At 56.7% G+C, this 25,716-nt stretch carries 26 protein-coding genes; 15 read left to right on the plus strand and 11 right to left on the minus strand.

Features of this window, described 5'->3' with window-relative positions; translation table 11 throughout:
- Positions 1–156 precede the first annotated feature (156 nt).
- Positions 157–1,194 (plus strand): dihydroorotase, encoded by a 1,038-nt coding sequence (gene pyrC / locus GS612_RS07890; RefSeq protein WP_171639588.1) that lies wholly within the window; start codon positions 157–159, stop codon positions 1,192–1,194.
- On the opposite strand, the gene GS612_RS07895 is transcribed toward pyrC, so the two are convergent.
- Positions 1,191–2,483, minus strand: a complete 1,293-nt coding sequence (locus tag GS612_RS07895) for an MmgE/PrpD family protein (RefSeq protein ID WP_171639589.1) — start codon at positions 2,481–2,483, stop codon at positions 1,191–1,193. The genes pyrC and GS612_RS07895 overlap by 4 nt on opposite strands.
- A gap of 37 nt (positions 2,484–2,520) precedes the next feature.
- Positions 2,521–2,967 (minus strand): type II toxin-antitoxin system RatA family toxin, encoded by a 447-nt coding sequence (locus GS612_RS07900; RefSeq protein WP_171639590.1) that lies wholly within the window; start codon positions 2,965–2,967, stop codon positions 2,521–2,523.
- Positions 2,968–3,039: 72 nt separating this feature from the next.
- Here GS612_RS07900 and hpt point away from each other — a divergent pair, with 72 nt between their 5' ends.
- Positions 3,040–3,582, plus strand: coding sequence for a hypoxanthine phosphoribosyltransferase (gene hpt, locus GS612_RS07905; RefSeq protein WP_152457820.1), 543 nt, complete (start codon positions 3,040–3,042; stop codon positions 3,580–3,582).
- Between the two features lie 120 nt (positions 3,583–3,702).
- Entirely contained in the window at positions 3,703–4,059 is a 357-nt protein-coding gene (locus GS612_RS07910) for a hypothetical protein (protein ID WP_171639591.1), read from the plus strand.
- 11 nt (positions 4,060–4,070) lie between these two features.
- On the opposite strand, the gene GS612_RS07915 is transcribed toward GS612_RS07910, so the two are convergent.
- Together GS612_RS07915 and lipA are read right to left on the minus strand one after the other, a co-directional pair.
- Positions 4,071–5,222, minus strand: a complete 1,152-nt coding sequence (locus tag GS612_RS07915; protein ID WP_171639592.1) for an amidohydrolase — start codon at positions 5,220–5,222, stop codon at positions 4,071–4,073.
- Positions 5,219–6,169 (minus strand): lipoyl synthase, encoded by a 951-nt coding sequence (gene lipA / locus GS612_RS07920; RefSeq protein ID WP_171228645.1) that lies wholly within the window; start codon positions 6,167–6,169, stop codon positions 5,219–5,221. Before lipA ends, GS612_RS07915 begins: the two co-directional genes overlap by 4 nt.
- 263 nt (positions 6,170–6,432) lie before the next feature.
- Between lipA and GS612_RS07925 the strand changes: the two genes are divergently transcribed.
- On the plus strand, positions 6,433–6,981 hold the full coding sequence (locus GS612_RS07925; protein WP_171639593.1) for a peroxiredoxin: 549 nt from the start codon (positions 6,433–6,435) through the stop codon (positions 6,979–6,981).
- Between the two features lie 49 nt (positions 6,982–7,030).
- On the opposite strand, the gene GS612_RS07930 is transcribed toward GS612_RS07925, so the two are convergent.
- Complete coding sequence (locus tag GS612_RS07930) at positions 7,031–8,110, minus strand: DUF6456 domain-containing protein (RefSeq protein ID WP_171639594.1); 1,080 nt, start codon at positions 8,108–8,110, stop codon at positions 7,031–7,033.
- Between the two features lie 241 nt (positions 8,111–8,351).
- On the opposite strand from GS612_RS07930, the gene GS612_RS07935 reads away from it, so the two are divergent.
- The gene (locus tag GS612_RS07935; protein ID WP_171639595.1) at positions 8,352–8,651 is read left to right on the plus strand and encodes a DUF6477 family protein; all 300 of its coding nucleotides are present in this window, start codon (positions 8,352–8,354) and stop codon (positions 8,649–8,651) included.
- Here the strand turns inward: GS612_RS07935 and GS612_RS07940 are convergent, their stop codons facing one another.
- Both GS612_RS07940 and GS612_RS07945 read right to left on the minus strand, forming a co-directional pair.
- A complete protein-coding gene (locus GS612_RS07940) occupies positions 8,652–10,196 on the minus strand; it encodes a trimethylamine methyltransferase family protein (protein ID WP_171328606.1) in 1,545 nt (514 codons plus the stop codon).
- Positions 10,197–10,319: 123 nt separating this feature from the next.
- Complete coding sequence (locus GS612_RS07945) at positions 10,320–10,769, minus strand: GNAT family N-acetyltransferase (protein ID WP_171231733.1); 450 nt, start codon at positions 10,767–10,769, stop codon at positions 10,320–10,322.
- 93 nt (positions 10,770–10,862) lie between these two features.
- Here GS612_RS07945 and guaA point away from each other — a divergent pair, with 93 nt between their 5' ends.
- The 9 genes from guaA to GS612_RS07990 all read left to right on the plus strand — a co-directional run bounded on the left by guaA (position 10,863) and on the right by GS612_RS07990 (position 20,282).
- Positions 10,863–12,422, plus strand: coding sequence for a glutamine-hydrolyzing GMP synthase (guaA, locus tag GS612_RS07950; protein WP_171639596.1), 1,560 nt, complete (start codon positions 10,863–10,865; stop codon positions 12,420–12,422).
- A 210-nt stretch (positions 12,423–12,632) separates the two neighbouring features.
- The gene (locus GS612_RS07955; RefSeq protein ID WP_256367758.1) at positions 12,633–13,532 is read left to right on the plus strand and encodes a DMT family transporter; all 900 of its coding nucleotides are present in this window, start codon (positions 12,633–12,635) and stop codon (positions 13,530–13,532) included.
- A gap of 126 nt (positions 13,533–13,658) precedes the next feature.
- Positions 13,659–14,819, plus strand: a complete 1,161-nt coding sequence (locus tag GS612_RS07960) for an OmpP1/FadL family transporter (protein WP_152457810.1) — start codon at positions 13,659–13,661, stop codon at positions 14,817–14,819.
- 101 nt (positions 14,820–14,920) lie between these two features.
- Positions 14,921–15,817 (plus strand): DMT family transporter, encoded by an 897-nt coding sequence (locus tag GS612_RS07965; RefSeq protein WP_171639598.1) that lies wholly within the window; start codon positions 14,921–14,923, stop codon positions 15,815–15,817.
- Positions 15,818–15,865: 48 nt separating this feature from the next.
- Entirely contained in the window at positions 15,866–16,738 is an 873-nt protein-coding gene (locus tag GS612_RS07970; RefSeq protein WP_171613846.1) for an ATPase, read from the plus strand.
- A 36-nt stretch (positions 16,739–16,774) separates the two neighbouring features.
- Positions 16,775–17,692, plus strand: a complete 918-nt coding sequence (metA, locus tag GS612_RS07975; protein WP_171639599.1) for a homoserine O-succinyltransferase — start codon at positions 16,775–16,777, stop codon at positions 17,690–17,692.
- Entirely contained in the window at positions 17,682–18,635 is a 954-nt protein-coding gene (locus tag GS612_RS07980; protein WP_171639600.1) for an alpha/beta fold hydrolase, read from the plus strand. Before metA ends, GS612_RS07980 begins: the two co-directional genes overlap by 11 nt.
- A gap of 49 nt (positions 18,636–18,684) precedes the next feature.
- Positions 18,685–19,554, plus strand: a complete 870-nt coding sequence (ppk2, locus tag GS612_RS07985) for a polyphosphate kinase 2 (RefSeq protein ID WP_171639601.1) — start codon at positions 18,685–18,687, stop codon at positions 19,552–19,554.
- A gap of 113 nt (positions 19,555–19,667) precedes the next feature.
- Entirely contained in the window at positions 19,668–20,282 is a 615-nt protein-coding gene (locus GS612_RS07990) for a TetR/AcrR family transcriptional regulator (protein WP_171640000.1), read from the plus strand.
- A 5-nt stretch (positions 20,283–20,287) separates the two neighbouring features.
- Here the strand turns inward: GS612_RS07990 and GS612_RS07995 are convergent, their stop codons facing one another.
- Together GS612_RS07995 and GS612_RS08000 are read right to left on the minus strand one after the other, a co-directional pair.
- Positions 20,288–21,346 (minus strand): adenylate/guanylate cyclase domain-containing protein, encoded by a 1,059-nt coding sequence (locus GS612_RS07995; protein ID WP_171116220.1) that lies wholly within the window; start codon positions 21,344–21,346, stop codon positions 20,288–20,290.
- Positions 21,343–21,711, minus strand: coding sequence for a group 1 truncated hemoglobin (locus GS612_RS08000; protein WP_152457802.1), 369 nt, complete (start codon positions 21,709–21,711; stop codon positions 21,343–21,345). Before GS612_RS08000 ends, GS612_RS07995 begins: the two co-directional genes overlap by 4 nt.
- 398 nt (positions 21,712–22,109) lie before the next feature.
- Between GS612_RS08000 and speB the strand changes: the two genes are divergently transcribed.
- On the plus strand, positions 22,110–23,084 hold the full coding sequence (speB, locus tag GS612_RS08005) for an agmatinase (protein ID WP_171639602.1): 975 nt from the start codon (positions 22,110–22,112) through the stop codon (positions 23,082–23,084).
- A gap of 33 nt (positions 23,085–23,117) precedes the next feature.
- Here the strand turns inward: speB and GS612_RS08010 are convergent, their stop codons facing one another.
- Together GS612_RS08010 and GS612_RS08015 are read right to left on the minus strand one after the other, a co-directional pair.
- Positions 23,118–24,338 carry an aminopeptidase P family protein gene (locus GS612_RS08010; protein WP_171639603.1) on the minus strand — a complete coding sequence of 407 codons (1,221 nt, stop codon included), beginning with the start codon at positions 24,336–24,338 and terminating at the stop codon, positions 23,118–23,120.
- A 162-nt stretch (positions 24,339–24,500) separates the two neighbouring features.
- Positions 24,501–25,712 (minus strand): ABC transporter permease, encoded by a 1,212-nt coding sequence (locus GS612_RS08015; protein ID WP_171639604.1) that lies wholly within the window; start codon positions 25,710–25,712, stop codon positions 24,501–24,503.
- Positions 25,713–25,716: the final 4 nt, after the last annotated feature.

Consider the following 25,716-nt stretch of genomic DNA (forward strand, 5'->3'; position numbering starts at 1 on the left):
CCTCTCTACTTCGCGGACAAACAGGTCACGCAAGCGCCTTTGCGTCAAGGCCCCAGCCCCTGTCAGAGCTACGACGTTCCGGTTGGTTGACAAGTTTTTTCGGCAACTCGTACCGGGCTGGTTGGTCTTTCGGGGCAGCTATGCTAGCGGAAGGCCATGACTGATACCCTCACGATCCGCCGCCCCGACGATTGGCATCTGCATCTGCGCGATGGCGCCATGTTGCAGGCCGTTCTGCCCGAAACTGCACGTCATTTCGCCCGTGCAATCATAATGCCGAACCTCGTGCCACCGGTTGTACGCGGCGATCAGGCCGCCGCTTACCGTGACCGTATCATGGCTGCGTTGCCCGACGGTATGACGTTCGAGCCACTGATGACCCTGTACCTGACCGAGGATACAGATGCGCAGGACGTCGCGGCCGCCCATGCCAGCGGGCTGATAAAAGCGGTCAAGCTGTACCCCGCAGGGGCCACGACCAATTCGGCCTCGGGCGTGCGCGACTTTGACAAAGTGCGCCCGGTTCTGGAAAAAATGGCCGAGATCGGCCTGCCCATGTGTGTCCATGGCGAAGTGACCGACGCCGAGATCGACATCTTTGACCGCGAGGCCGTGTTCATCGACCGCGTTCTGGACCCGATCCGAGAATCGACGCCGGGTCTGCGCGTGGTGATGGAACATATCACCACGTCCAATGGCGTGGACTATGTCGAAGCCAACGATGCGGATCTGGGTGCGACGATCACCGCGCACCACCTGATCATCAACCGCAACCATATTCTGGTGGGCGGGATCAAACCGCATTACTATTGCCTGCCGGTCGCCAAGCGCGAGGAACATCGCCTGGCCCTGCTGGCTGCCGCCACCTCGGGCGACCCGAGGTTCTTCCTAGGCACGGACAGCGCTCCGCACACGGATGCAAACAAGGAAATGGCCTGCGGCTGCGCGGGGTGTTTCACCGCGACGAATACCGTGTCTCTGGTGGCCGAGATGTTCGACCGCAAAGGTGCGCTGGACCAGCTCGAGGCGTTCGTCTCGCTCAACGGGCCGGGCTTTTACCGCCTGCCTGTGAACCAAGAGACGATTACCCTGACCAAAGGCGAGCCGGTTGCATACCCGTCAAAGATCGACACCGGCGAAGGACCTGTCACGGTGTTCGACCCGGGCTTTCCGCTGCACTGGAGCGTGGCTTAACCCGCCATACGTTCGGCCAGATCACGGGCGCGACCGCCGGTGCGCAGCATCGACCAGATCGCGTCCGCCTCATCCGTTCCAATCAGCTTCGACGCTTTGACGCGCACACGATCCTCGCGGTCAGACAGCGACATTGGGGTCATGAGGTCATGCGTCGCGTCGCGGCGGATTCCGTCGCGACGCAACAAGGCCAGATGCGCCTGCGTTTCCGACAGGTTTTCATCCGCTTCGACCGTGATGCGATCTTGCAGAGACGTAATGCGCGGGTCCGCGCAGACCTTGTCGGTGTAGCTGCCCGGTAAAGCCGTATCGTATCCCAGCGCCTGCATTGCGATGACCGTCCGGTAAGAGAACTTGGCTCCAAGCCCGGTTGTGGGCGACAGCTGATTGCACACACTCATCCAACGGGGATGGGTTTTGATTTTGATCTCGGCCACTTCGGGTTCCGCGATGTCCAGCGCGCGCGCCGCCTCCAACGCCGCGTGCAGGCCGTGACAACAGGCGTGGAATTTGTGGCTGACTGTTTCGAACAACCATTCATCACCCAAACCATCCAGCGCGCTTTGATCCGCTGCACCCTGATGGGTCGCGCCAAATCCATACGTGCCTTCCAGCGCGTCGGCGTTGGGTTGAAATCCACGCTGAACAAGCACAGCCGCCTCGACCCCTGCCGAAGCGGCAAACCCGGCATTGTAAGGCTTGCCCATTGTTCCGAACTGGGCCTTCAGCCCGGCCGCGCGCGTTGCCGTCAAACCCAATACGGACCGCATCTGGATCTTGTCGAATCCAAGCAACCGCCCCGCGGCGACAGCGGCCCCGAATGCACCGGATGTCGCTGTCTGGTGAAACCCGGCCTGATAATGCCCCCTGCCCAGCCACAGGCCGACACGGATTGACGTTTCCATACCGACCAGCGCGGCTTCGAGCAGATCAACCAGAATGCGGTCATCCCACTCGGCAACGGCAAGGGTCGCAGGCAGGATGGCGACTGACGGATGCCCGATATGCGCGAAATGCGTGTCATCGTAATCCAGCGCGTGGGATATGGTTCCATTCACCAAAGCTGCGCCGCGCAATGGGGCCGCGCCCCCTCCGAACAGATGGGCCTGAGCGTTCCCGCCCTCGGCCAGAACCATATCGCGAACTATGCAGGACACCGGCTCAGACGCCCCTGCACGACCAACTGCAATCCAATCCAGAACGGACAGCGACGTGACAATCCGCGCCTGAGCCGTCGTTGAAACCGGGCCCGCCGCGAAGGTGGCCAATGCTGCTGTGAAATCCGTCATGAGCGCAGTCTAGCGTGCGCCTTTGCCGCGTAAAGACCTAGCCGTAGAGTTCTTTCGCACGCGCCTCGAAGGCGCGGACGATCCGCTGCATGGCTTCGTTGAACACAACGCCGATGATCCCTTGAAGGATCGCGTTCTTGAACTCGAAATCCACATGGAACGAGATGTTGCAGCCCCCGTCGGGCGCGTCCTCGAACTGCCAGTCGGATTTCATGTATTTGAAAGGCCCGTCCAGATACTCGGTATCGATCTTCTTCTGATCTGGAAACAGGGTCACCCGGCTGCCGAACCGTTCGCGGAACACCTTGAACGAGATGACCAGATCCGCCTCCATCACCTCGGCCTCACCAACCGCATAGGTCTTGCGGATCCGGGCCGCGGCGCACCAGGGCAGAAACTTTGGGTAGCTGCCCACATCCGCAACAAGATCATACATCTGCTGGGCTGTGTATGGCAGGTGGCGGGTTTCCGAATGGATTGGCATGATGTCCGGTATTTGCAGGTGACAATGGCGCGTCATGTCGTATGTTGCGCGCCAAAGATCAAGGGGGCTGCGATGACTAACCGCGCATATGTGATAGATGAGATGATCTCGGCCAAGGCCATCGCGGCGCGGATCGAAGAGTTATGCCGCGAAATTACGGATGAGTTCGGCGATACCGACAAGCTTGTCGTCGTGGGATTGCTGCGCGGCAGTTTCGTTTTCATCGCCGATCTGGTGCGGGAACTGGACCTGCCGATCGAAGTGGATTTCCTTGAGGCGTCCTCGTATGGCGATTCGATGGAGAGCAGCCGGGAAGTGCGCATTCTCAAGGACTTGCGCGGCGCGATCGAAGGCCGCGACGTGCTGGTGGTCGAAGATATCGTTGACACCGGGCACACACTGAACCACGTCACCAACCTGCTGCGCAGCCGCAAGCCGAAACGGCTCAAGTCGATTGCCCTGCTCGACAAACCCAGCCGTCGCGAAGTTGATTTCCGGTCAGACTGGATAGGCTTTGAAATTCCCGATGAATTCGTCGTGGGTTACGGGATCGATTACGCTCAGCGCAACCGCAACCTGCCGTTTATCGGCAAAGTCCGGTTCACCGAGGACTAGCCGCACTTTACCCGGGCAATTTGAGTGGCTACCCAGCGCCTCAAATTCAAAAACCCGAATAATAATAGACAAACTTATTTGCGCGCCCTTACTCTTCCTATCAGCTCGGGAGGATTATGGATGAAGCGTGTAGTTGCGACAGCCGGCGTCGTTATAGCGATCGTGGCACTTGCAAGTTCGGGTGCTGCAAAAGACAACAAGGGCAAAGGGCAAGGTGCCAATAAAAACAAGGTAGAGAAATCCATCAAGTCAAACGGCAAAGCCGTACCGCCCGGTCAAATCAAAAGATACACGCGCGGGCAGAAGCTGCCGGGTGATCTGAGTTTTGACTATATCGACGATCTCGACAACTGGAAGCTCAAGCCTTTGGGGCCCGGCCAGCGCTATATCCGGGTGAATGATGAAATACTCTCAATATCTGATGATACAAAGACAGTTATAGAAGCCGTTGGAATCGTTGGTGATCTGGTCAAATAAGTGGATGGCGTCTAGTAGGTGTTGCTAAGTGCGACATCAATCGCGCTCAGGAAAACCCCGGTTCCAATCGGAATAAGCGCATCCGGGAAATCGTAATCCGGGTTGTGCAGTTGCGGATGGTCCTGCCCCGCCCCCAACCAGAACATGGCCGCCTGCGCGCCTTTGCCAAATTGGCCGAAGTCTTCGGAAAAACGCTGTGGCTGATCGACCAGCCTGCACGCGACGCCCCGATCGGCACAGGCTTTGGCCAAAACCGAAACGGTTTCAAGGTCATTGACGCAGGCTTCGAACACCTCGTCATAGCTGATTTCGAACGCCAGACCTTCGGCCTCCGCCGTGTTTTTGACCAGAGTTTCGGCCTCTGCCATCAGGCTTTCCATCCGCGCGTCCGAAACCGTGCGCAGGGTTACCCACAGTTCGGCTTGCCCCGGTGCGACACCGACTGTGCGCTCGCCCAGTGTGGCGTGGGTGACCGTGGTCAAAGCGTAGGTGTCATCCAAGTCGCCACCCGCCCCCAAGTTGGCCAATGCCGGAATCAACGTGGACAAAGCACCTGCCGGTGACACGCCGTCCTGAGGGGCGGCTGCGTGTGAGGTTTTGCCTGTCAGAACGATTTGCATCCCGCGCGAAGCACAATTCGCGGGACCTTCACACAGTTCCACCGCCCCCAGTTCCAGCCCCGGCAAATTATGCAGAGACAGCACGATGTCAGGGGAAACCTCAGCGAACTGAGGATCGGCCCGATAAGCAATCGCACCATGTCCTGTTTCCTCGGCGGGTTGGAAAATCAGAACCACGCGGCCAGATTTCGGGCGCTGTTCCTTCAACGCCTCCGCCACCCCGAGAACCATCACCATGTGGCCATCATGGCCGCACAGATGCCCCTTGCCTGCAATCTGAGACGCATATTCCAGATCCGCGAGTTCCTGAATTGGCAGCCCATCCAGCTCGCATCGAATTCCAACCGTGGGGCCGGGAACACCGCTTTCGTAAACGGCCGCAACACCGTGCCCGCCGATGCCGCACAGAACCCTGTCCGCACCCGCTTGGCGCAAAAGATCCGCAACCCGCGTTGCGGTATGCTCCTCTTGCCCCGAAAGCTCCGGCTGTTGGTGAAACTCGTGGCGCAGGCGGATGAGCTGCGCGATCCGCTCGGGTGTCACGCTTGCTGTAGCTTTGCTTGCCGGGCCGCGCGAAGCCGAGCGAAATCGTCACCCGCGTGGTACGAAGACCGGGTCAGAGGCGTTGCGGATACCATCAGGAACCCCTTGCCATAGGCCGCTTTTTCGTAAGATGCGAATTCTTCCGGGGTTACGAACCGATCCACTCCGTGATGTTTCGGAGTCGGTTGCAGATACTGGCCGATGGTCAGGAAATCGATATCCGCCGCGCGCATGTCATCCATGACCTGGCGCACTTGCTGTTCGTTTTCGCCCAACCCGACCATGATGCCCGATTTGGTGAAGATCGACGGATCAAGCTCTTTCACCCGCTGTAGCAGGCGCAGGGAATGAAAGTACCGCGCACCCGGGCGCACTTCGGGGTAGAGACCCGGCACCGTTTCCAGATTGTGGTTGAACACATCCGGTTTCGCTTCGACCACAATCTCAAGGACAGTGTTGTCGCATTTCAGGAAATCCGGCGTCAGAATCTCGATCGTGGTTTTCGGAGAACGATGACGTACCGCGCGGATTGTCTGCGCAAAGTGCTCGGCCCCTCCGTCTTGCAGGTCGTCACGGTCCACCGAGGTGATCACCACGTGGTTCAGGCCAAGTTTTTCGACCGCATGGGCCACGCGACCGGGTTCAAACGCGTCAAGATCGTCGGGGCGACCGGTTGCAATGTTGCAGAAGGTGCAGCCGCGCGTACAAATCTCGCCCATGATCATCATGGTGGCATGACCCTGGCTCCAGCATTCTCCTACGTTGGGGCACCCTGCTTCTTCGCAGACCGTCACCAGATTGTTGTCGCGCATGATCCGCCGCGTATCCGCATAGCCTTTGCCACCAGGTGCCTTGACCCTGATCCAATTTGGCTTTTTGGGCTGTGCATTGTCCGGACGATGGGCTTTTTCCGGATGGCGCTCTTCGGGGATCTTCAGATCTCGCACGGTCGTTTTCCTGACTTTGGGTCAACTCTTGTTGCTCATAACATAGTCAGAAGCGCGGTGTTAGACCAGCGGCGCATAGCCGCTATGCGTTGTACCCTCGCAAGCGCAGAAATACATCATGCGCGTATTCGTATTTGCAATTTAATTTCAATATCTAGCAAGACGTTGGCCTTATTCGCAATCGCAGCGTTTACGCGATTGAATGCGGTTTAGAACTGTTTTAATTCACACCTAAATCACATGTGAATCACAGGAGTTTGACTATGAAAACCGGCGCAAAACTGCCCGACGTGACCTTTCACACCCGCGTCCGTGACGATTCAATCGAAGGACCAAACCCATTCCGCTGGGAAGACAAGACGACAGCTGACTATTTCGCCGGTAAGCGCGTGATCCTGTTCTCATTGCCGGGTGCGTTCACCCCGACCTGTTCGACTTATCAGCTGCCTGGGTTTGAGAACGGCTATGCCGATTTCAAAGCCATGGGAATCGACGAAATTTACTGCATGTCCGTAAACGACAGTTTCGTGATGAACAAATGGGCCCAGGATCAGGAGCTGAAGAATGTAAAAGTCATCCCCGACGGATCGGGGGAGTTCACCCGGAAAATGGGCATGTTGGTCGACAAGGACAATCTGGGTTTCGGAATGCGCTCGTGGCGCTATGCGGCCATCGTCAATGATGGCGTTGTCGAGGCGTGGTTCGAAGAGCCCGGCCTGATGGACAATTGCCCGGAAGATCCCTATGGCGTGTCCTCGCCGGACAACCTGATGAAACACCTGAAGGCGTCAGCAGAACCTGAAATGGCCTAAGCCGCAAATCCAAAGAAAAGGCCCGTATACACCGGGCCTTTTTTTCTGATCAGCCGATCATCCGATCTCGTTCCGCCTGTTCCTGATAATGCCGTTTCAGCCGTTGCAGGGCGATACGCAGGACGATTTTGCCGGACCGCGCTGACCAACCCATTCGCTTTTCCGCCAGCTCTAACCCTTCCAGATAGCAACAGCATCGCAACGCAACATCACTCAGACCTGGCCCCAGGTCGGATAAGGCACGTGCAACGCGGTCCTTCGCATCAGAAGCCCCCTTTCCCCCATGGCTTTCACTGTCAAAACTGCTTCGACCACCTGTCGTCAGAAAACGATCCCAGTTCTGCGAAACCTGAGGGCCGATCTGTGCCAGCTCAAAATCTTCGCGCAAGCGCTCGCCGGCGCTGACGAGGGAGTCATCCAGAAACGGTTTTCCGTCACGATCCCGTCTGCGCGACAATGCAATTAACGGACTTTCCGCAGCACTGTACCGAATGCGTTTGACCCGCTCGGCGGACCCGCCCGAAGGCTTGCCCTGAAAGCTACTCTGAGCTTCGGCAAAACCAAAGTCAGTCCCGGCACGCGCCTTGTTTTCTACCTTGGCGATCAAATGACTTAGCGCCGTTCGTCCCGCTGCGGAAATCCGATATCGCGAAATGCGTCCGGGATTGTCGCAGGTGATCCAGTCCTTCAAAGCCAGGGCCTGCGCGATCCTGCACTCTACGACTGCGGTTCTTGTAGCCCCGGCATTGCCGGTGTCGCGTACGACGACCGCCTTGTCCATTTCCTCGGCCACGGCAAGGACCGAACCCGTCTCGCTCAGGCGGCGCAACACACGCAGTGCCTCATTTTCAAATTCTTCTTCAGCCGCGTTTTCTGACCCGCTTGCCGGGCCGTCTGCGCACTCCGAAGCTGAAAAATGTGTCTCTGCGAGCGATTGCAAGGCCGCATCCACCAGTGGATCGTCGCGGCGCATTTCGATGCGTCGAATTTGCCTGAGGATAGTTGACGCATGGCACCCGGCTGATCGCGCGATATCGCGGATCGAGCGACCGGTCTCGGTATGAGCAAGGTATCTTTGCGCCCCTTCTGGAACCCATGCCGGAATGGTGAAAGCCATGTTGTTTTCCATAATTATTTGCCCTCGTCGACAAAACAAACTGCCACTTTTCGCCCTCGGAATGTGGGTTAACCAAATCTAACTAGAGGTCCATTCGTTACTCGTTCGTTAACCACACAAGGCAAGAACCAGATTTGATTCAAAAAGATAAACAGTCGTGAAACCATCGTTCGGGGAGACTCTGACCAAGGCAACACCCGCTTAAGTTGTGCAAAAACAGGATCCATCAATTTCCGAAAAAAGGACACATAACATGCAGGACCTGATGACAATGATCGCAACCCTCCGCCGCCCACGCATGTTGGCGCGTGCTGCCAGATTCGGGGCGCGGGATTACAATCGGGACAGGCATCTGCAACGTATTCTGGGATACGGGTCGCTGCCCGGTTCAGGTCAGGCGCTGCTGCGTTTGCTTGAGATGGAGAAAGAGGTAAATGAACTGCGAAAAGAAGATGATGCCGCCTACTCATTGGTGCGGCATCTGGATCTGCTTATTGCGCTGTTGGGTGAGGCGCAGCTGTATCAGGCCAGCCGCGCCTCGGTTCTTAAATAATCAGGCGAAAGCATCCGGCATGGAGGCCTTTTTCTCGGCGATATAGGCTTCCAGCGCCGCCGCGGTATCCGGGTCCATCTGTGGTTGCTGATAATTGGCCAGCAAATGTTCTACTCGCGCCGTGGCCAAAGCCCGCGTGTCACGCGCACCCTCTTCCTGCCAGGTTTCATATGGCTTGTAGTCCAGCACTTCGGATTTCCAGAAGGATTCCTTGAAGTTGGCCTGCGTATGGGCACAGCCGAGATAGTGACCACCCGGCCCTACTTCGCGGATTGCGTCCATGGCCTGCGCGTTTTCATCATAGGCCACGCCCTTGGCCAGTGAATGCAGCACGCCCAACTGATCCGCATCCATGACGAACTTCTCGAAATCGGCGACCAGACCGCCTTCCAGCCAGCCGCAGGAATGCAGCATGAAATTCACGCCCGAAAGCAGACCCATGTTCAGCGAATTCGCAGTTTCGTAGGCCGCCTGCGCGTCCGGCAGTTTCGAGCCGCAGAACGACCCTGCCGAGCGGTATGGCAGGTTCAGACGACGCGCCAGCTGGCCTGCACCATACGTGATATGCGCGGCTTCTGGTGTGCCGAAGGTGGGTGCGCCCGAGTTCATATCGATCGACGTCACGAACGCGCCGAAAATCGCGGGGGCACCCGGGCGGATGATCTGGCTGTAGGCAACACCGGCCATGACCTCGGCCAGAACCTGGGTCAAAGTACCGGCCACCGAGACCGGCGCCATCGCTCCGCCCACAATAAAGGGCGAGATGATGCAGGCCTGATTGTTGCGCGCATAAACCTCCAACGAGCCCATCATCACATCGTCGAATGTCATCGGCGAGTTGATGTTGGTCAGCGAGGTCATCACGGTGTTTTCCTGCACGAATTCCTTGCCGAACAGGATTTCGCACATTTCAACCGAATCCTGTGCCCGGCTGGGATCGGTTACCGAGCCCATGAAAGGCTTGTCCGACAGGGTCATATGCGCCTTCAGCATGTCCAGATGGCGCTTGTTCACCGGAATGTCGGTCGGCTCGCACACCGTACCGCCCGAGTGGTGCAACCACTTGGACATGTAGGCAAGTTTCACGAACTTGTTGAAATCGTCCATGGTTGCATAGCGTCGACCACCCTGTGCATCACGCACGAACGGAGGACCGTAAACCGGGGCCAGAACCATGTTGCGGCCACCGATCACAACCGATTTTTCGGGGTTGCGGGCGTGCTGGGTAAAATGGCTGGGGGCTGTTTTGATCAGTTCACGCGCCAGACCGCGCGGGATGCGCACACGCTCGCCGTCGATATCTGCGCCCGCGTCACGCCACCGCTCCAAAGCTGCTGGATTGTCGACAAAGTTGACGCCGATTTCTTCCAACACGGTTTCAGCGTTGTTTTCGATAATCTCAAGCGCCTCTTCGTTGAGAATCTCGAAATTCGGAATGTTGCGTTCGATGTATTTCGCAGTCTCGATACGAACTGCGGTACGCTCGGCACGGCGGGCAGCGCCACCGCCACCTCTCGCCCTGCGCCGGGTGTTTGCCTCTGCCATGAGAAAATCCCGTCTGATTGGTTAGATTGAGCGTTTTGATACAGGTTTGCCGGAACTCAAGCATAGGGATTGCGGCGCTCTGGGGGGAAAAGCGACATCGCCGCCCCACCAAGAAGCTACCGGTCAGTCAGGATCAGCCGCCAACGCTTTCTCCATGGTAAGGCCGCTGCCCGCCTGATCCGACACTTTCCAGCCCATGTGCCGATACATCGCAATCGTGTCTTTCATCATTTTATGAGTTCGCAACTTCAACTTGGACAGATTCCGCGCCTGTGCTTCTTCTTCGGCGAACTGCATCAATTGCCGCGCAACCCCCTGCCCTTGGGCTTCGGGCGCAACCGCAAGGTTGAAAACCATGATTGCGTCGTCAACCTGGTCAAAAACGATGACCCCGACGATACCGCCGGATATCGCAAGCACGACGCGGTGTGTCTTGATGTCATCCGCGATTCCGACAGTCACGTCCGGCAGATCTTCGATCCGGCTCATTGCATCTGCATAAGCACTTTCCAGGCACCGCGTTACCTTATCCGCATCCGCCACATCAGCCGTTCTGAACTCGATCTTTGACATGGCACCTGATCTTTCCACCGGTTTGACTCAGCTTTTGTACCAAATGACGCCATACCGCTTGCACATGCAAGGCTTGCAACTTATGAGCCGGTTATGACCCAGACATCCCACGACCGCCTTCTGATCATCGACTTCGGCAGCCAGGTTACGCAGCTTATCGCCCGCCGCCTGCGCGAGCTGAATGTCTATTGTGAAATTCACCCTTACCAGAATGTCACGATGGATTTCGTGCGGGAAATGGCGCCGCGCGCCGTGATTTTCTCGGGCGGTCCGGACAGCGTAACGCGCGAGGGCTCGCCCCGCGCCCCGCAAGAGATTTTTGATTACGGCGTTCCGATTCTGGGCATCTGCTATGGTCAGCAGGTGATGATGCATCAGCTTGGCGGCAAGGTCGAAAGCGGCCATGGCACAGCCGAGTTTGGTCGGGCATTTGTTACACCCAAAGACAAATTGGATATCCTGGAAGGCTGGTTCGCGGACGGCGATGAACAAGTCTGGATGAGCCATGGCGACCATGTCAGTGAAATCGCACCGGGGTTCGAGGTATTCGGAACCTCACCCAACGCACCTTATGCGATCACGGCCGATCCATCGCGGCACTTCTACGCCGTGCAGTTTCACCCCGAGGTGCACCATACGCCAAAGGGCGCGAAACTGTATGAAAACTTCGTTAAGCTGGCCGGGTTCAAAGGCGACTGGACCATGGGCGCCTATCGCGAAGAGATGATCCGCAAGATCCGCGAACAAGTCGGAGACAAAAAGGTCATTTGCGGATTGTCCGGTGGCGTTGACAGCTCGGTTGCCGCGATCCTTATTCACGAAGCAATCGGGGATCAGCTGACTTGCGTCTTTGTCGACCATGGGCTGCTGCGCAAGAATGAAGCCGAAGAAGTCGTTGGCATGTTCCGGGACAACTACAACATTCAGTTGATCCACGCCGACGAATCCGAGTTGTTCCTTGGCGAACTGGAAGGTCAGAGCGACCCCGAGACCAAACGCAAAATCATCGGAAAACTGTTCATCGATGTGTTCCAGAAACACGCCGATACCATCGACGGCGCCGAATTCCTGGCTCAGGGCACTCTCTATCCCGATGTGATCGAATCGGTGTCGTTCTCGGGCGGGCCTTCTGTAACGATCAAGTCCCACCATAACGTGGGTGGCCTGCCGGAAAAGATGGGCTTGAAACTGGTCGAACCGCTGCGCGAATTGTTCAAAGACGAAGTCCGTGCCTTGGGTCGCGAGCTTGGTCTGCCGCAGAGCTTCATCGGGCGCCACCCCTTCCCCGGTCCGGGTCTGGCCATTCGCTGCCCCGGCGAGATCACCCGCGAAAAGCTGGAGATTCTGCGCGAGGCCGACGCGATCTACATCGATCAGATCCGCAAACACGGGCTTTATGATGACATCTGGCAGGCTTTCGTCGCCATCCTTCCCGTCCGCACCGTCGGCGTGATGGGTGACGGGCGCACCTATGACTATGCCTGTGCGTTGCGGGCCGTCACCTCGGTCGATGGGATGACGGCGGATTACTATCCGTTTAGCCATGAGTTCCTTGGCGAAACGGCAACCCGGATCATCAACGAGGTCAAAGGCATCAACCGATGCACATATGACATCACCTCGAAACCCCCCGGAACCATCGAGTGGGAGTGATCCGGTAAAACGCAATCGCGTTCGACGCCAAAACGACCCGATCCCGGGAAATCTTCCCTAGCCGTGCCTGAAAAAGTCGGGCACGGCCTTGAACCTGACGCTTCATAAGCGTTTCAATGATTCAACGAATTCAATCTTTTTGATCGCGTAGCGAAAGCCCCGATATCGAGGCCGTGACCGCGCGGCCAGGCCGGGGTGCGGTACGTGAATCTGACACAAAAAAACACATTCAAGGCCGCTTTGTGGATGACCGGAGCCATCGCGTCCTTCTCCTCGATGGCGGTTGCCGGTCGCGAATTGAGCCTCGTGCACGACACCTTCGAGATCATGATGTATCGAAGCCTCGTCGGGTTTCTTGTTGTCGCCCTCGTACTCACGGCCACAGGCGGTTGGATTCAGGTTTCCACGCAACGCCTGGGGTTGCACGCCCTGCGAAACACCCTGCATTTCACAGGGCAGAATCTTTGGTTCTATGCGGTCGCTGTTGCGCCTTTGGCGCAGGTATTCGCGCTGGAATTCACACAGCCGCTTTGGGTGATCCTGCTGTCGCCGCTGCTGCTGAACGAACGTCTGACGCCCCTCAAAATAACGGCAGCACTTATCGGTTTTGCTGGCGTTCTTATTGTCACCCGCCCAGGCAGTGCGCCTTTAAGCCCTGGCCTTGCTACCGCAGCCGCGTCTGCGATTTTCTTCGCATTTACAACGATTACAACAAAAAAACTCACTCGTTTTGCCAGCATCGGGTGCATCGTTTTCTGGCTTACTTCCATGCAGGCGGTGCTTGGGGCCATCGCAGCCGGTTTTGATGGGCAGATTGCATTGCCCACGGCGCAAACCGCTCCGTTTTTGGTTCTGGTCGGTCTGGCGGGACTGCTGGCACATTTCTGCATTACCAACGCGCTGGCGATCGCCCCGGCGACAGTTGTGATCCCATTTGATTTTGCGAGGCTTCCCACCATCGCTGTGGTCGGAATGATCCTATACCACGAACCCATTGACCATTGGGTTCTGATCGGTGCGGCGATCATCTTTTCAGGAATATTCCTGAATATCTGGTCTGAAAGCCGTAACAGTTTAGCAACAGTTGAAAACAGTAGTCGCAATACGTAACGCACCGTCACCAGTTGACCTTAAAGTAACCAAAAAGAGAGTATCGCTCATCATACACGGGATAGGCGTTCGTAACACTCAGCCAAACGCCATTGAAACCCGCCTGAGATTGTTAGGGAGGACAGAATGAAAAAAACACTACTCGCGACCTGCGCTTTGTGCGTTGGAGCGACGGCAGGATACGCAGGCGGCCTTGATCGAAGCGGTCAGGGCATCAACCTGATTTTCGAGGAAGGGTCAGCAGTTCAGTTCCGGTTGGGATACACCAACCCCAGCGTAACGGGCACCATGCCTGCTTTGGCTGGACCAAATATCGGGCAGCCGGTCGATTCCGGAGAGGTTGCGAACGACTTTTTCACACCGCATCTGGGTTATAAAACGTCACTGACCGAAAAGCTCGATTTCGCGATCATGTATGACCAGCCTTTTGGGGCCGACATTGAATACGCAAACACCTACCCTCTTTCGATCAACCCTATCCCGGGTGGTCGTACCGATGTTTTGAGGGCAACGGCAGACACTGACGCCATTACGGCATTGCTGCGTTACAAATTCGATGGCGGGTTCAGCGCAATCGGCGGTATTCGAGCACAGCGTGTGAAGGCTTCTGTCACCGTCCCGCTTGCAGCAGGGTACCAGGTTGACACCGATGCCGACACTGCATTCGGCTACGTTATCGGGGTTGCATGGGAGAAACCGGAAATCGCAGCACGTGTGTCACTGACATATAACTCCAAGATCAGCCACGATCTATCGCAAACAGAATCTCTGAACCCACCACCGTTCCCTCCGATTCCACCCGGGACCGTGGCCACCTTCAACACAAACAGCGAAATTGAGACGCCCCAGTCGATCAACCTGGACTTTCAGACGGGCGTCGCGCCTAAAACGCTGTTGTTTGGTTCTGTTCGTTGGGTCGACTGGCCACAGCTGGTGTACAACCCGCCAAACTACCCGCCGACCAGCAACCTTGTTGACTACGACGATGCGACCTTCACCTATTCGTTGGGCTTGGGGTATCAATTCTCGGAAGAGTTCAGCGGTGCTGTAACACTAGGCTATGAGTCTTCTCAGGGTACTCCTGTATCCAACCTCGGCCCGACTGACGGGTTCTGGAGCATTGGTCTGGGCGGAACATATTCGTTGGAGAATGCCAAAATTTCCGGTGGCGTACGCTACACTGATATCGGTGATGCAACGGCAGATGGCGCCTTTGGGCAAACAGCCACCTTCAGCGGCAACAGCGCCTGGAGTGTTGGGTTTCAGATCACTTACGCTCTGAACTAAATCCAAGGTGTTTTCATCTTAGGCTCCGCTGTTTCAGCGGGGCCTTTTTTATGCGCAGGTTTCGGGTCGTATATCTGTCGAATGAATGAAATTGTGCGGCCATGAACACGCAAAAACACCTTTCTCGGCGCGCCTGGGTCGAGCTTCTTCTTCTGGCCGTCATCTGGGGCGCATCCTTTGTAGCCATCCGGATCGCTCTGGACTCCATTCCCGTTATGACATCGGTTCTGCACCGCACGTTCTGGGCGATGCTGGTGCTGTGGCTGGTGGCTTGGGGCAAGGGGCTTTCACTGCCCCGCTCTCTGCGCATCTGGGGTGCATTTTTGATCATGGGATTGCTGAACAATGTCATCCCGTTCAGCTTGATGGCATGGGGTCAGCTTTACATCGATTCTGGTCTTACGGCCATTCTGAACGCGACCACAGCCATCTTTGGCGTTCTGGTTGCGGCGCTGTTTTTCAAAGATGAGCGTTTGACACAAGCCCGGGTTATCGGAGTCGTTTTGGGTTTTCTCGGTGTCTCGATCACCATTGGAATACAGACCTTCACGTCTTTCAGCCTGCAAAACACAGCGCAGCTTGCGGTGTTGGCCGGAACGCTCTCGTATGCTTTTGCGGCGGCTTGGGCGCGGTATCATCTGTCTGACCTTCACCCCGTGGTCGCGGCAGCGGGAATGCTGACCGGTTCGACTGTGCTGATCCTGCCGCTGGCGCTGATGACGGACGGGGTGCCAACGCTTGCACTGCCCGCGATCACCTGGGCTGCGATTGGCTATTACGCCATTGTGGCAACAGCGGGGGCATATCTTTTGTATTATCGAGTCCTGGCGATGGCGGGCAGCGGCAACCTGATGCTAGTCACGCTTGTAATCCCTCCTGTTGCCATCGTGCTTGGCGCAATTCTGCGGAACGAAGCGTTGCCGTCGAATGCCTATTTTGGCTTTGTCATCCTTGCCATGGGTCTTTTGGTATTGAACCGAGCTGGCCGCCGTGATTGACGCCGTGCGCTGCCCGATTTAGCAAAGGCAAAAAAGGGACAGCACAAGATGATCTACAACTCAGCCGAAGACTGGCGCACGGCAAGCCGCAAGAAGGTGCTGTTCTTTGGCATGTCCGGTCTGGGCAAGACATATGTCTCGAACATTCTTCGGGACTCAGGGAACTGGTTTCACTACTCGATCGACTATCGCATCGGCACCCGGTACATGGGCGAGTACATCACCGACAATGCGAAGGCCGAGGCGATGAAAGTCCCGTTCTTGCGTGACCTGCTCCTGTCGGATTCCATTTACATCGGCTCGAATATCTCGTTCGCGAACCTGACTCCGGTCGCAGCCTATCTGGGCAAACCGGGCAACCCTGCCCTAGGCGGATTAGAAATGCCGGAATACCGTCGCAGGCAGGAACAGTTTCGGCTGGCCGAAATACACGCCCTGCTGGATACTGAGTATTTCATCGACCGGGCCGAGCGTTTGTACAAGTACCCCCATTTCATCTGCGACACCGGTGGGTCGATCTGCGAATGGGTAGACCCCGAAGATCCGAACGATCGGGTACTGTCCGAGCTTTCGCAACACACCCTGATGATCTGGCTGAAGGGGGATGAGGAACACACGGCAGAGCTAGTACGCCGTTTTGACAAAGCCCCAAAGCCGATGTCCTATCAGGCGGAATTCCTGACCAAGGCCTGGACAGATTATCTGGACCTGCAAGGCTGTTCAGAAGCGGATGTTGATCCCGATGATTTCGTCCGTTGGACCTATGCACAGGCCTTGGCGCACCGCCAGCCGCGTTACGAGGCCATGGCGAACAACTGGGGCGTGACGATTGCCGCCAACGACATCGGAAAAATCCGCGATGCCGCTGATTTCGATGAGTTGATCGAGCACACACTTGAGACCACGCGCAATAACGCCTAACTATCAGTTTTCACTGATCTCTTAGAAGCCTGACACATGCCCATCAAAATCCCATCGGAATTGCCTGCTTTTGACGTCCTGACCAAAGAGGGCGTCATGGTCATGGACGAAGATCAGGCAATGCGTCAGGACATCCGCCCGCTGCGCATCGGATTGCTGAACCTGATGCCCAAGAAAATCCAGACCGAAAACCAGTTCGCGCGCCTGATCGGGGCAACCCCGTTGCAGATCGATCTGTCTTTGATCCGCATGACCGAACACCGGACCAAGAACACCGCCGCCGAGCATATGTCCGAGTTCTATCGCCCGTTTCAGGAGATCAAGGATCAGAAATTCGACGGCCTGATCATCACCGGCGCCCCGATCGAACATCTGGAATTTCATGACGTCACCTATTGGGACGAACTCAGCGAGATTTTCGACTGGACCCAAACCAACGTACATTCCACCTTTGGTGTGTGCTGGGGCGGGATGGCGATGATCAACCATTTTCACGGTGTCAAAAAGCACATGCTGGACGCAAAAGCCTTTGGGTGTTTCCGGCATCGCAACCTGGACCCGGCGTCTCCGTTCCTGCGCGGTTTCTCGGATGACTGCGTCATTCCGGTCAGCCGATGGACGGAAATGAAACAGGATGAAATCGATCGCGCACCCGGGCTGAGGACCCTGTTGGGCAGCGACGATGTCGGCCCCTGTCTGGTCGAAGATCCCGGCCATCGCGCGCTGTATATCTTCAATCACTTCGAATACGACAGTGATACGCTGAAACAGGAATATGATCGGGACGTCAGCAACGGCACGCCTATCAACGTGCCGATAAACTACTACCCAGATGATGATCCATCCAAAACGCCGCAGAACCGGTGGCGCAGTCATGCACATCTGCTGTACGGCAACTGGATCAACGAAATCTATCAGACCACGCCATTCGACATAACGAAAATTGGCCACTAAAGTCCTGATATCCCTTGGCTTGGCCGTTCTGGGCCTTGTCATACTGACAACCTGGCGCAGCGCCCGGAACGAAGCACTGGCCGAGGCGGCTTTCCCCCCCGAGGGTCGGATTCTGGATGTGGGCGGCATCGCCGTGCACGCCGTGGTCATGGGGGACGGCCCTGATGTCGTTCTGATCCACGGTTCCAGCGGGAACACGCGCGACATGACCTTCGCGCTGGCCCCCATTCTGGCCAGGTCATACCGCGTGATCGTTTTTGACCGACCGGGCCTAGGCTATTCCGAAAGCTTCAATCCGGATGGCGAAACCATCATTGAACAGGCGGATATCCTGCAACGGGCGGCGGCTCAGCTTGGTGCGGAAAAACCCATCGTGGCCGGGCAGAGCTATGGCGGATCGGTCTCGCTGGCCTGGGCCGTGACCCGACCCCAGAATATCTCGGCTCTGGTTCTGATCGCCCCGGCCGCCATCCCATGGGAAACGCCTTTGGATGGGTTCAACCGGCTTGCGTCAACCACGGCGGGCAATCTGCTGGCCTTGCCCTTGATCAGCTCTTTCGTGCCCGAATGGTACGTCACACAGGCGTTGGACAAAGTTTTTGCACCGCAAACGGCGCCCGAAGGTTATGCGGAACATTTCGGGCCCGGGCTGACGATCCGGCGTGGCTCGATGCATGCAAACGCCAAGCAGCGCGCCAACCTGCTGGACGAAATTACCCGACTGCAACCCAGATATGGCGAGATCTCCGTTCCGACGGAAATCATCCACGGAACGGCCGACGACACAGTTGGTCTTGAATGGCATTCTGAACGCCTGATCGAACAGATCCCCGGGGCCGAGTTGATCGAGCTACCGGGTGTCGGCCATATGCCACAGGTGGTCGCAGCGCCCGAGGTTGCCGCCGCGATAGATCGCGCGGCGCAGCGCGCGGGTTTGCGTTAACCCACGCTCTAATCCATAGTCAGATATGGATTTTATCGCGAGGTGACATATGGCCCGGTCAGGAAAAGGCTCTATCGAGAAGTATTTTCAGAAAGACGCGCCCAAATCTGTACGGGAAGAGATTCAAAATGTGAAAAAGGGCGATATTCTGAACCCGACCTACCCGTATTCCGAAAAAATGAAGACCAAAGATTATGATGAGCAGATGGACCTGCTTCAGATTGAATTGGTCAAAATGCAATCCTGGGTCAAGGAAACCGACCAGCGGGTTGCCATCATATTCGAAGGTCGCGATGCCGCCGGCAAAGGTGGCACCATCAAACGGTTTCGCGAAAATCTGAACCCGCGCGGCGCGCGCAACGTTGCGCTGGCCAAACCATCAGACGCCGAACGCAGCCAATGGTATTTTCAGCGCTACATCCCGCATCTTCCCGCCGCAGGAGAGATCGTGTTCTTTGATCGCAGCTGGTACAATCGAGGTGTCGTCGAGAATGTCTTTGGCTTCTGCACCCAGGAACAGCGTGAGAGGTTCTTCCGTCAAGTCCTGCCGCTTGAAACGGGCCTGGTGAATGACGGCATCCATTTATTCAAGTTCTGGCTCAATGTCGGGCGCGCAGAACAACTGAACCGTTTTCTGGCGCGCGAAAACGACCCTTTGAAGCATTGGAAGCTCAGCGCGATCGACGTCGCAGGGCTGAACAAATGGGATGAATACACGCAGTCAATCTCGGAAACCCTGACCCGGTCGCATTCTGATGCCTGCCCGTGGACGATTGTGCGTTCTGACGACAAGAAACGCGCGCGGCTTGCGGCCATCCGAACGGTTCTGCATGCCTTGGACTATGATGAGAAGGACAAGAAGAGTATCGGCGAGATTGATGCCCGTATCTGCGGTGGCCCGGATATGTGGGAGGCGTAAATTGTCTCTCTGCCCTGACCCGTCGATGCCTTCACGATCATGTATTGGACGACAATGCGTCGGTGGTCTATGTCCTCGTCTTCCAACACGCAATCAATGCAACTGAGGCCGGGATGACAAAACGCGGTTATCACCACGGAAACCTGAAGCAAGCCTTGATCGAGGCTGCCTTGTCCCTGATCGAAGACAAGGGCCCGACCGGTTTCACGCTGTCCGAGGCGGCCAAAACGGCCGGTGTCACGCCTGCCGCCGTCTACCGTCATTTTCAAGGGCGCGAGGACCTGATTGCCGAAGCCGCACGGCAGGGGTTTGAGATGTTCGCAGACCTGATGCAATACGCCTATGACGAGGGGCAGCCTTCAGCCCTTGCCGCCTTTGAAGCAACGGGGCGTACGTATCTGGCCTTTGCGCGCAAAAATCCCGGGCATTACATCGCCATGTTCGAAAGCGGGATTTCCCCGAACCGGACACCCGAACTGTCCTTGGCAGCCAACCGGGCGAAGGCTGTTCTTGAAAAAGCGGCCGCGGACCTGTCCCAGCATATTCCGCCTGACAAGCGCCCGCCCGCGTCGATGTTCAGCGCCCACATCTGGGCGATGAGCCACGGAGTCGTCGAACTGTATGCCCGAAATACCGGCGCGACTTCGCCTTTTCCTCCCGAAGACTTGCTGGAAAGCGGTATCGGCATCTACCTGCGCGGTTTGGGCCTGATCCCTCAGGACGAGTGACGCGGTCAGAACGAACGACTGCCCTGAGGCATACTCAAGCCCGATGTCACATTGATCAGATCCATCTCACCCATCCCCTTGATATCAACGCACCCAAGTTCCGAGACCTGAAACTCGTCAATCAGGGCATATTTCATCTCTTCCGGGGCCACGATGTTCATGGGGTTGGCAAAGACCTGCAACCGGGATGCGATGTTTACGGCAGGGCCAAACACGTCATAGACATATTTCTGAATGCCCACGACCGATCCAACTGCCGCACCCATCCCCAATCCGATCCGGGCCTGCCACTTATGCGGATGGCTTTCGTTGCGGCGTTCGAGATAGCGCAGGAACCTTACCGCACAATGCGCCACGGCGGTCGCATGATCCGGTGTTGGATCTGGCATACCTGACACGGCCAGATAAGCATCTCCGATCGTTTTGATCCGCTCACACCCGAATTGTTCCACGATCCGGTCAAAGGCCGTGAAGATGTCGTTCAGTTCGCTCAAAGTCACCGTCGGGTCGGTCTTGGCCGCAAAATCCGTGAACCCGACAAAATCCAGCATCACCACTGAAACCTGCTGATACAGCTGCGGTGTGACAACGCCGAACGTCTTGAACTCTTCATACACGGCTCGGGGCATCAGGTTCAGCAACAGCCGTTCCACTCTTTCCTTTTCGCGCTCAAGCTCTCGGGTGTTGCGCTCGACCATGGTCGAATAGCTGTCGATCATGCTTTCCAGTTCGCGAATGCGGGTGATGTTCTGACATTCCACGATCAGCACCTGCTCGGACAAGCCATTGGCCAATGAGACCGTGACAGCAAAGATCAAGGTCCTGCGTTTCGGCTTTATCTGCAATTCGACCGAGTACCGAAGGCCTGACTGCTTTACATCCTCAAGTTCCTTGGGGTCGAGATCCGACAGAACGTCGCTTAGGGTGCTGCCCTTTTCAGGAGTGCCGAACCACTCCGTAAAAGGCCCGTTGTGAAACACGAATTGCAGGTCGGATGCGCGCACCACGGCGACGCCGACTCCGATCGCACGCAGCAATTGCTCGTTTATCGCCAGAATGCTCATGCCGCGTTCCGGGTGACTATGATCGAACGTTTTCCTTCGATTGCGGTCAGCGCAGTTTTGATGTCTCCGTCGGACATGCCATGCTGACTCAGCGCGTCGCCGAACAGCTCGGCCATGACGTCGAACTCGTTGTGCGAAATGTTCAGATGGCGATGCACTGCTTCGATCCTGTCATCACTGAAGGATGCAGGCCCGCCAATCAAGGACGAGACGAACTTGGTTTGATGGTCGATCAGGCGCGGCATATCAATGTCTTCGAAATGATGGCCGATCTCATCCGAATCCAACGCCATTTCATAGAAGGTCATCACGACCCGGCTGATCGTTTTGAAACCGCCATATTTTTCATAAAGTGTCTGTGCCACACGAATACCCGCGCGTTACCAATCAATAACCCCACAACTTTATATCAAATCGATATTTTTGTTAACGCTTATGATTTTCTGGCCCGGAAGGATCAAAAACCGTCTTTCAGCACTGGAAAACCTGCCAGAGCATCGCTGAGGTCGAAGCGGACCCTTCACACGTTCTTTGGGAATGGGAAACGAAGGAAAGGCAACACCATCAGCGGGATTATCTCTTGACTGATCTTGAAGCGTTCTGATGGGCTGGGCCGGGTCAGCTTTGAACGCAAGCCCGCCCTTCTGACAGAAAACTTCGTCTGATCCTCCAAAACCCGCCGTTCAAAGAGAATTTGGTTTCAATACTGCGTGTCCTCATGTTCACATGCAGGAAAACGGCACAACAATCGAAAGGACCAGAAGTGCAGGAACATGGATATGCGTCCGGGCGACTGAACCTTCCTTTTGTCGGAATATCGACCTTCGCAAAATCTCCATATGTCGAGAACTGGGACGGAATCGAGGCGGATGTTTGCGTGCTAGGCGCGCCGTTCGACTTTGGAACCCAATGGCGCCCCGGCGCGCGTTTTGGCCCTCGGGCCGTGCGAGAGGCATCGACACTTTTCAGTTTTGGCCATGCCGGCGCCTATGATCATGAGGATGACGCGACCTATCTGGACAGCTCGGTTCGGATCGTCGACCTGGGAGATGCGGATATCGTCCACACCAAGACCGAGACCAGCCACAAGAACATAGCCATTGGCGTGCAGAAAATTCTCGAAGCCGGGGCACTTCCGCTGGTGATTGGCGGTGATCACTCGGTCAACATCCCCTGCATTTCCGCATTTGAAAGCGACTGCGCCGAAAACGGCCCGATCCATGTTGTTCAAATCGATGCGCATTTGGACTTTGTAGATGAACGTCATGGCGTCACCAACGGGCACGGAAACCCCATGCGCCGCGCGATCGAGAAAGACTATGTTTCAGGGATGACCCAGTTGGGCATTCGAAACGTATCGTCCACCGCCAAGGAAGGGTATGACGACGCGCGCGCGCGCGGATCGGACATCCTGTCCGTGCGGCAGGTTCGCAGATTGGGAACAGACGCCGTTCTTGACCGCATTCCCGACGGCAAACGGTACTATGTTACGATCGATATCGATGCGTTCTGTCCCTCGATCGCGCCAGGAACCGGCACTCCAAGCCACGGAGGGTTCTTGTACTACGACGTTCTGGAAATCCTTCAGGGGCTGGCAAAAAGGGGTGACGTGGTCGGCATCGATCTCGTCGAGGTGGCCCCCGCCTACGACCCCACTGAAAGCACTCAGATTCTGGCGGCGCAGCTTCTGTTGAATTTTCTGGGTTTCATTTTTCACGAACGTGCCCGACGCGCGTGAAAAGCGGGTGGAGCCGAGGCTCCACCCCAATCCTCAGGCGTCGATAATGTTGTGCCCCGGCCCGTAGGGGAAGCCTGTGATGTTTTCGGCTCCGTCTTCGCCCACCACCAGAATATCGTGTTCCCTGTAACCGCCAGCACCGGGCTGGCCTTCGGGGATCCACAGCATCGGCTCGATCGACACTACCATGCCGGGTTCCAGCACTGTGTCGATGTCTTCGCGGAGCTCCAGGCCGGCTTCGCGACCATAGTAGTGGCTCAGAACGCCAAACGAGTGCCCATAGCCGAAGGAACGATATTGAAGCAGGCCTTCGTCGGCAAAAAACCGGTTGATCTCGGCGGTGATACCGGAACAGGTGGCCCCGGGTTTGATCAGGCTTAGTCCAAGTTCATGCGCGGCCACATTGGCCTTCCACAGGCGCAGGCTGTCGGCATCCGGCTCGCCCAGAAACAGGGTCCGTTCCAGGGCGGTGTAATAGCCCGAGATCATTGGAAAGGTATTCAGCGAAAGGATATCGCCTTTTTGCAACGTGCGTTTGGTGACCGGGTTATGCGCGCCGTCGGTGTTCAAACCCGACTGAAACCAAACCCATGTGTCGCGGTATTCGGCATCCGGATAGGCCCGCGCGATTTCCACTTCCATCGCGTCTCGACCAGCCATCGCAATTTCGATTTCGGTTGCGCCTTCGCGGATTGCGGCATGGATCGCAGCACCACCCACATCGGCCGTGCGCGCTCCACCCTTGATCAATTCGATCTCTTCAGCGGATTTGATCATCCGCGCGGCCATGGTGTCGGCCGCGATGTCAACCAACTCTGGCTCGCCCAGCATGTTCAGCGCCGTGTCACGCGCCGCAAGCGTCATGTGGTCGCCTTCGATGCCGATCCGCTTTGCATTCCCGGTCAGGCTTGCAACTGCCCGCCAGTAGTTGTCGCGTTTCCAATCCGTATAGATCACATTGTCTTCAACCGACCGGCGCCAGGGTTGTCCGGCATCAATATTGGCGGAAACGGTGGTGCAATTGTCCTGGGTCACAACACAGCCATAAGGGCGCCCGAACGCACAGTACAGAAAGCCTGAATAATAGGCGATATTCTGCATCGATGTCAGCAGTACCACCGGGATATCCCGCTGGGCCATGATGGCGCGCAGCTTGCCAAGACGGCGGTCATACTCGGATTTGCTGAACGGCAACGGGGCCTTTTCACCATTGTGGCAGGTGAAGAACTGAGGGCGGTTAGAAATGTCAGTCATCCTTGGTCTCTCATCTATGCCGGGCGTGCATTTCCCGGCCACATGTCCCGGCGTTCAGGACAGGCGGTCTCGGGGTCCGAGAGCCGATCACCTCCGTAGTCGCCGCGACGCCATCGCAGCGGAGATGAACAGGTGAATCGTTAGATCAGACGGTTTGCTGCGTCAAGCAGGCGAAAGACCCCGCAGACGTTCGGATCGACGCCGCAACAGTTCGACCGTCGTCAGCAGAGCAATGGACAGGACCACAAGGATTGTCGCAACCGCAAGAATGGTTGGACTGATCTGCTCCCGCAGGCCGGTGAACATCTGCCACGGCAACGTCTTTTGGCTGGCAGAGCCTACAAACAGCACCACGACCACTTCGTCGAATGATGTGATAAAGGCAAAGAGACCGCCAGATATCACACCCGGCAGGATCAACGGCATCTGAATCTTGAAGAAGGTTCGCACCGGTCCCGCGCCCATATTGGCCGCCGCCCGTGTCAGAGATCGATCAAAGCCCACCAGGGTCGCCGTCACGGTAATGATCACAAAGGGAATACCCAGAACCGCGTGGGCCAGGATGACTTTCAGATAGCCTACGAAGTTCTTGTTCATGCCCAGCGTACCTTCGAGGAAGCGCCCGATATCACTGTAGAAAAAGAACATGCCCGTCGCCGAGATGATCAGCGGAACAATCATCGGCGATATCAGGATCCCCATGATCGCACGGCGCCCGGGAACGTGAGACTGGCTGAGCCCGATCGCGGCCAGCGTTCCCAACGTTACCGAGATAATCGTCGCAATCGGCGCGATGATCAGCGAATTCTTGAAGCTGCGTTGCCATTCGTTGTTGGTGAAGAAATCTCGGTAATGCTTCAGCGAATAGCCTTCCGGATCAAGCCGCAGCATCTCGGGCGTGAAGGTAAAGAAATCTTGCGCGTTGAAAGACAACGGCAACACCACGAGAATCGGCGTGATCAGAAAGACGAAGATCGCACCACAGATCACGCGAAACAGGTAGTGATAGAAAACCTGCTGTGCCGTGAGATACGGCAGCAGCTTGCGTCGATACCGCCCCTCGTACAACCAATAGATAAACCAGGCGAAAAACCAGCCGCCGAGCAGCCCCAATACACCGCCCATCAACCCGGCCACTAAAAAACCCACGACACCGAATCCGATGATATTGATCAAGCGTGCGAGGTTTTCGTTCTTCACGATGTTTATGTAAACCCAGGCCAGCCCCGCGATCAGGACGGCCCCGCCCAGTATGCCAAGAAGGACCGAGCCATTTCCGGCCCCGACAAAAATGCCGGCAAACGCCCCGGCAAGTGCGACACTGGGCAAAACCATGGACATGGGTTTGCGGGATATCGGTGTCAGTGCAGCCATCTTG

The sequence above is a fragment of the Ruegeria sp. HKCCD6157 genome (assembly GCF_013110685.1).
In the GTDB taxonomy this organism is placed as follows: domain Bacteria; phylum Pseudomonadota; class Alphaproteobacteria; order Rhodobacterales; family Rhodobacteraceae; genus Ruegeria.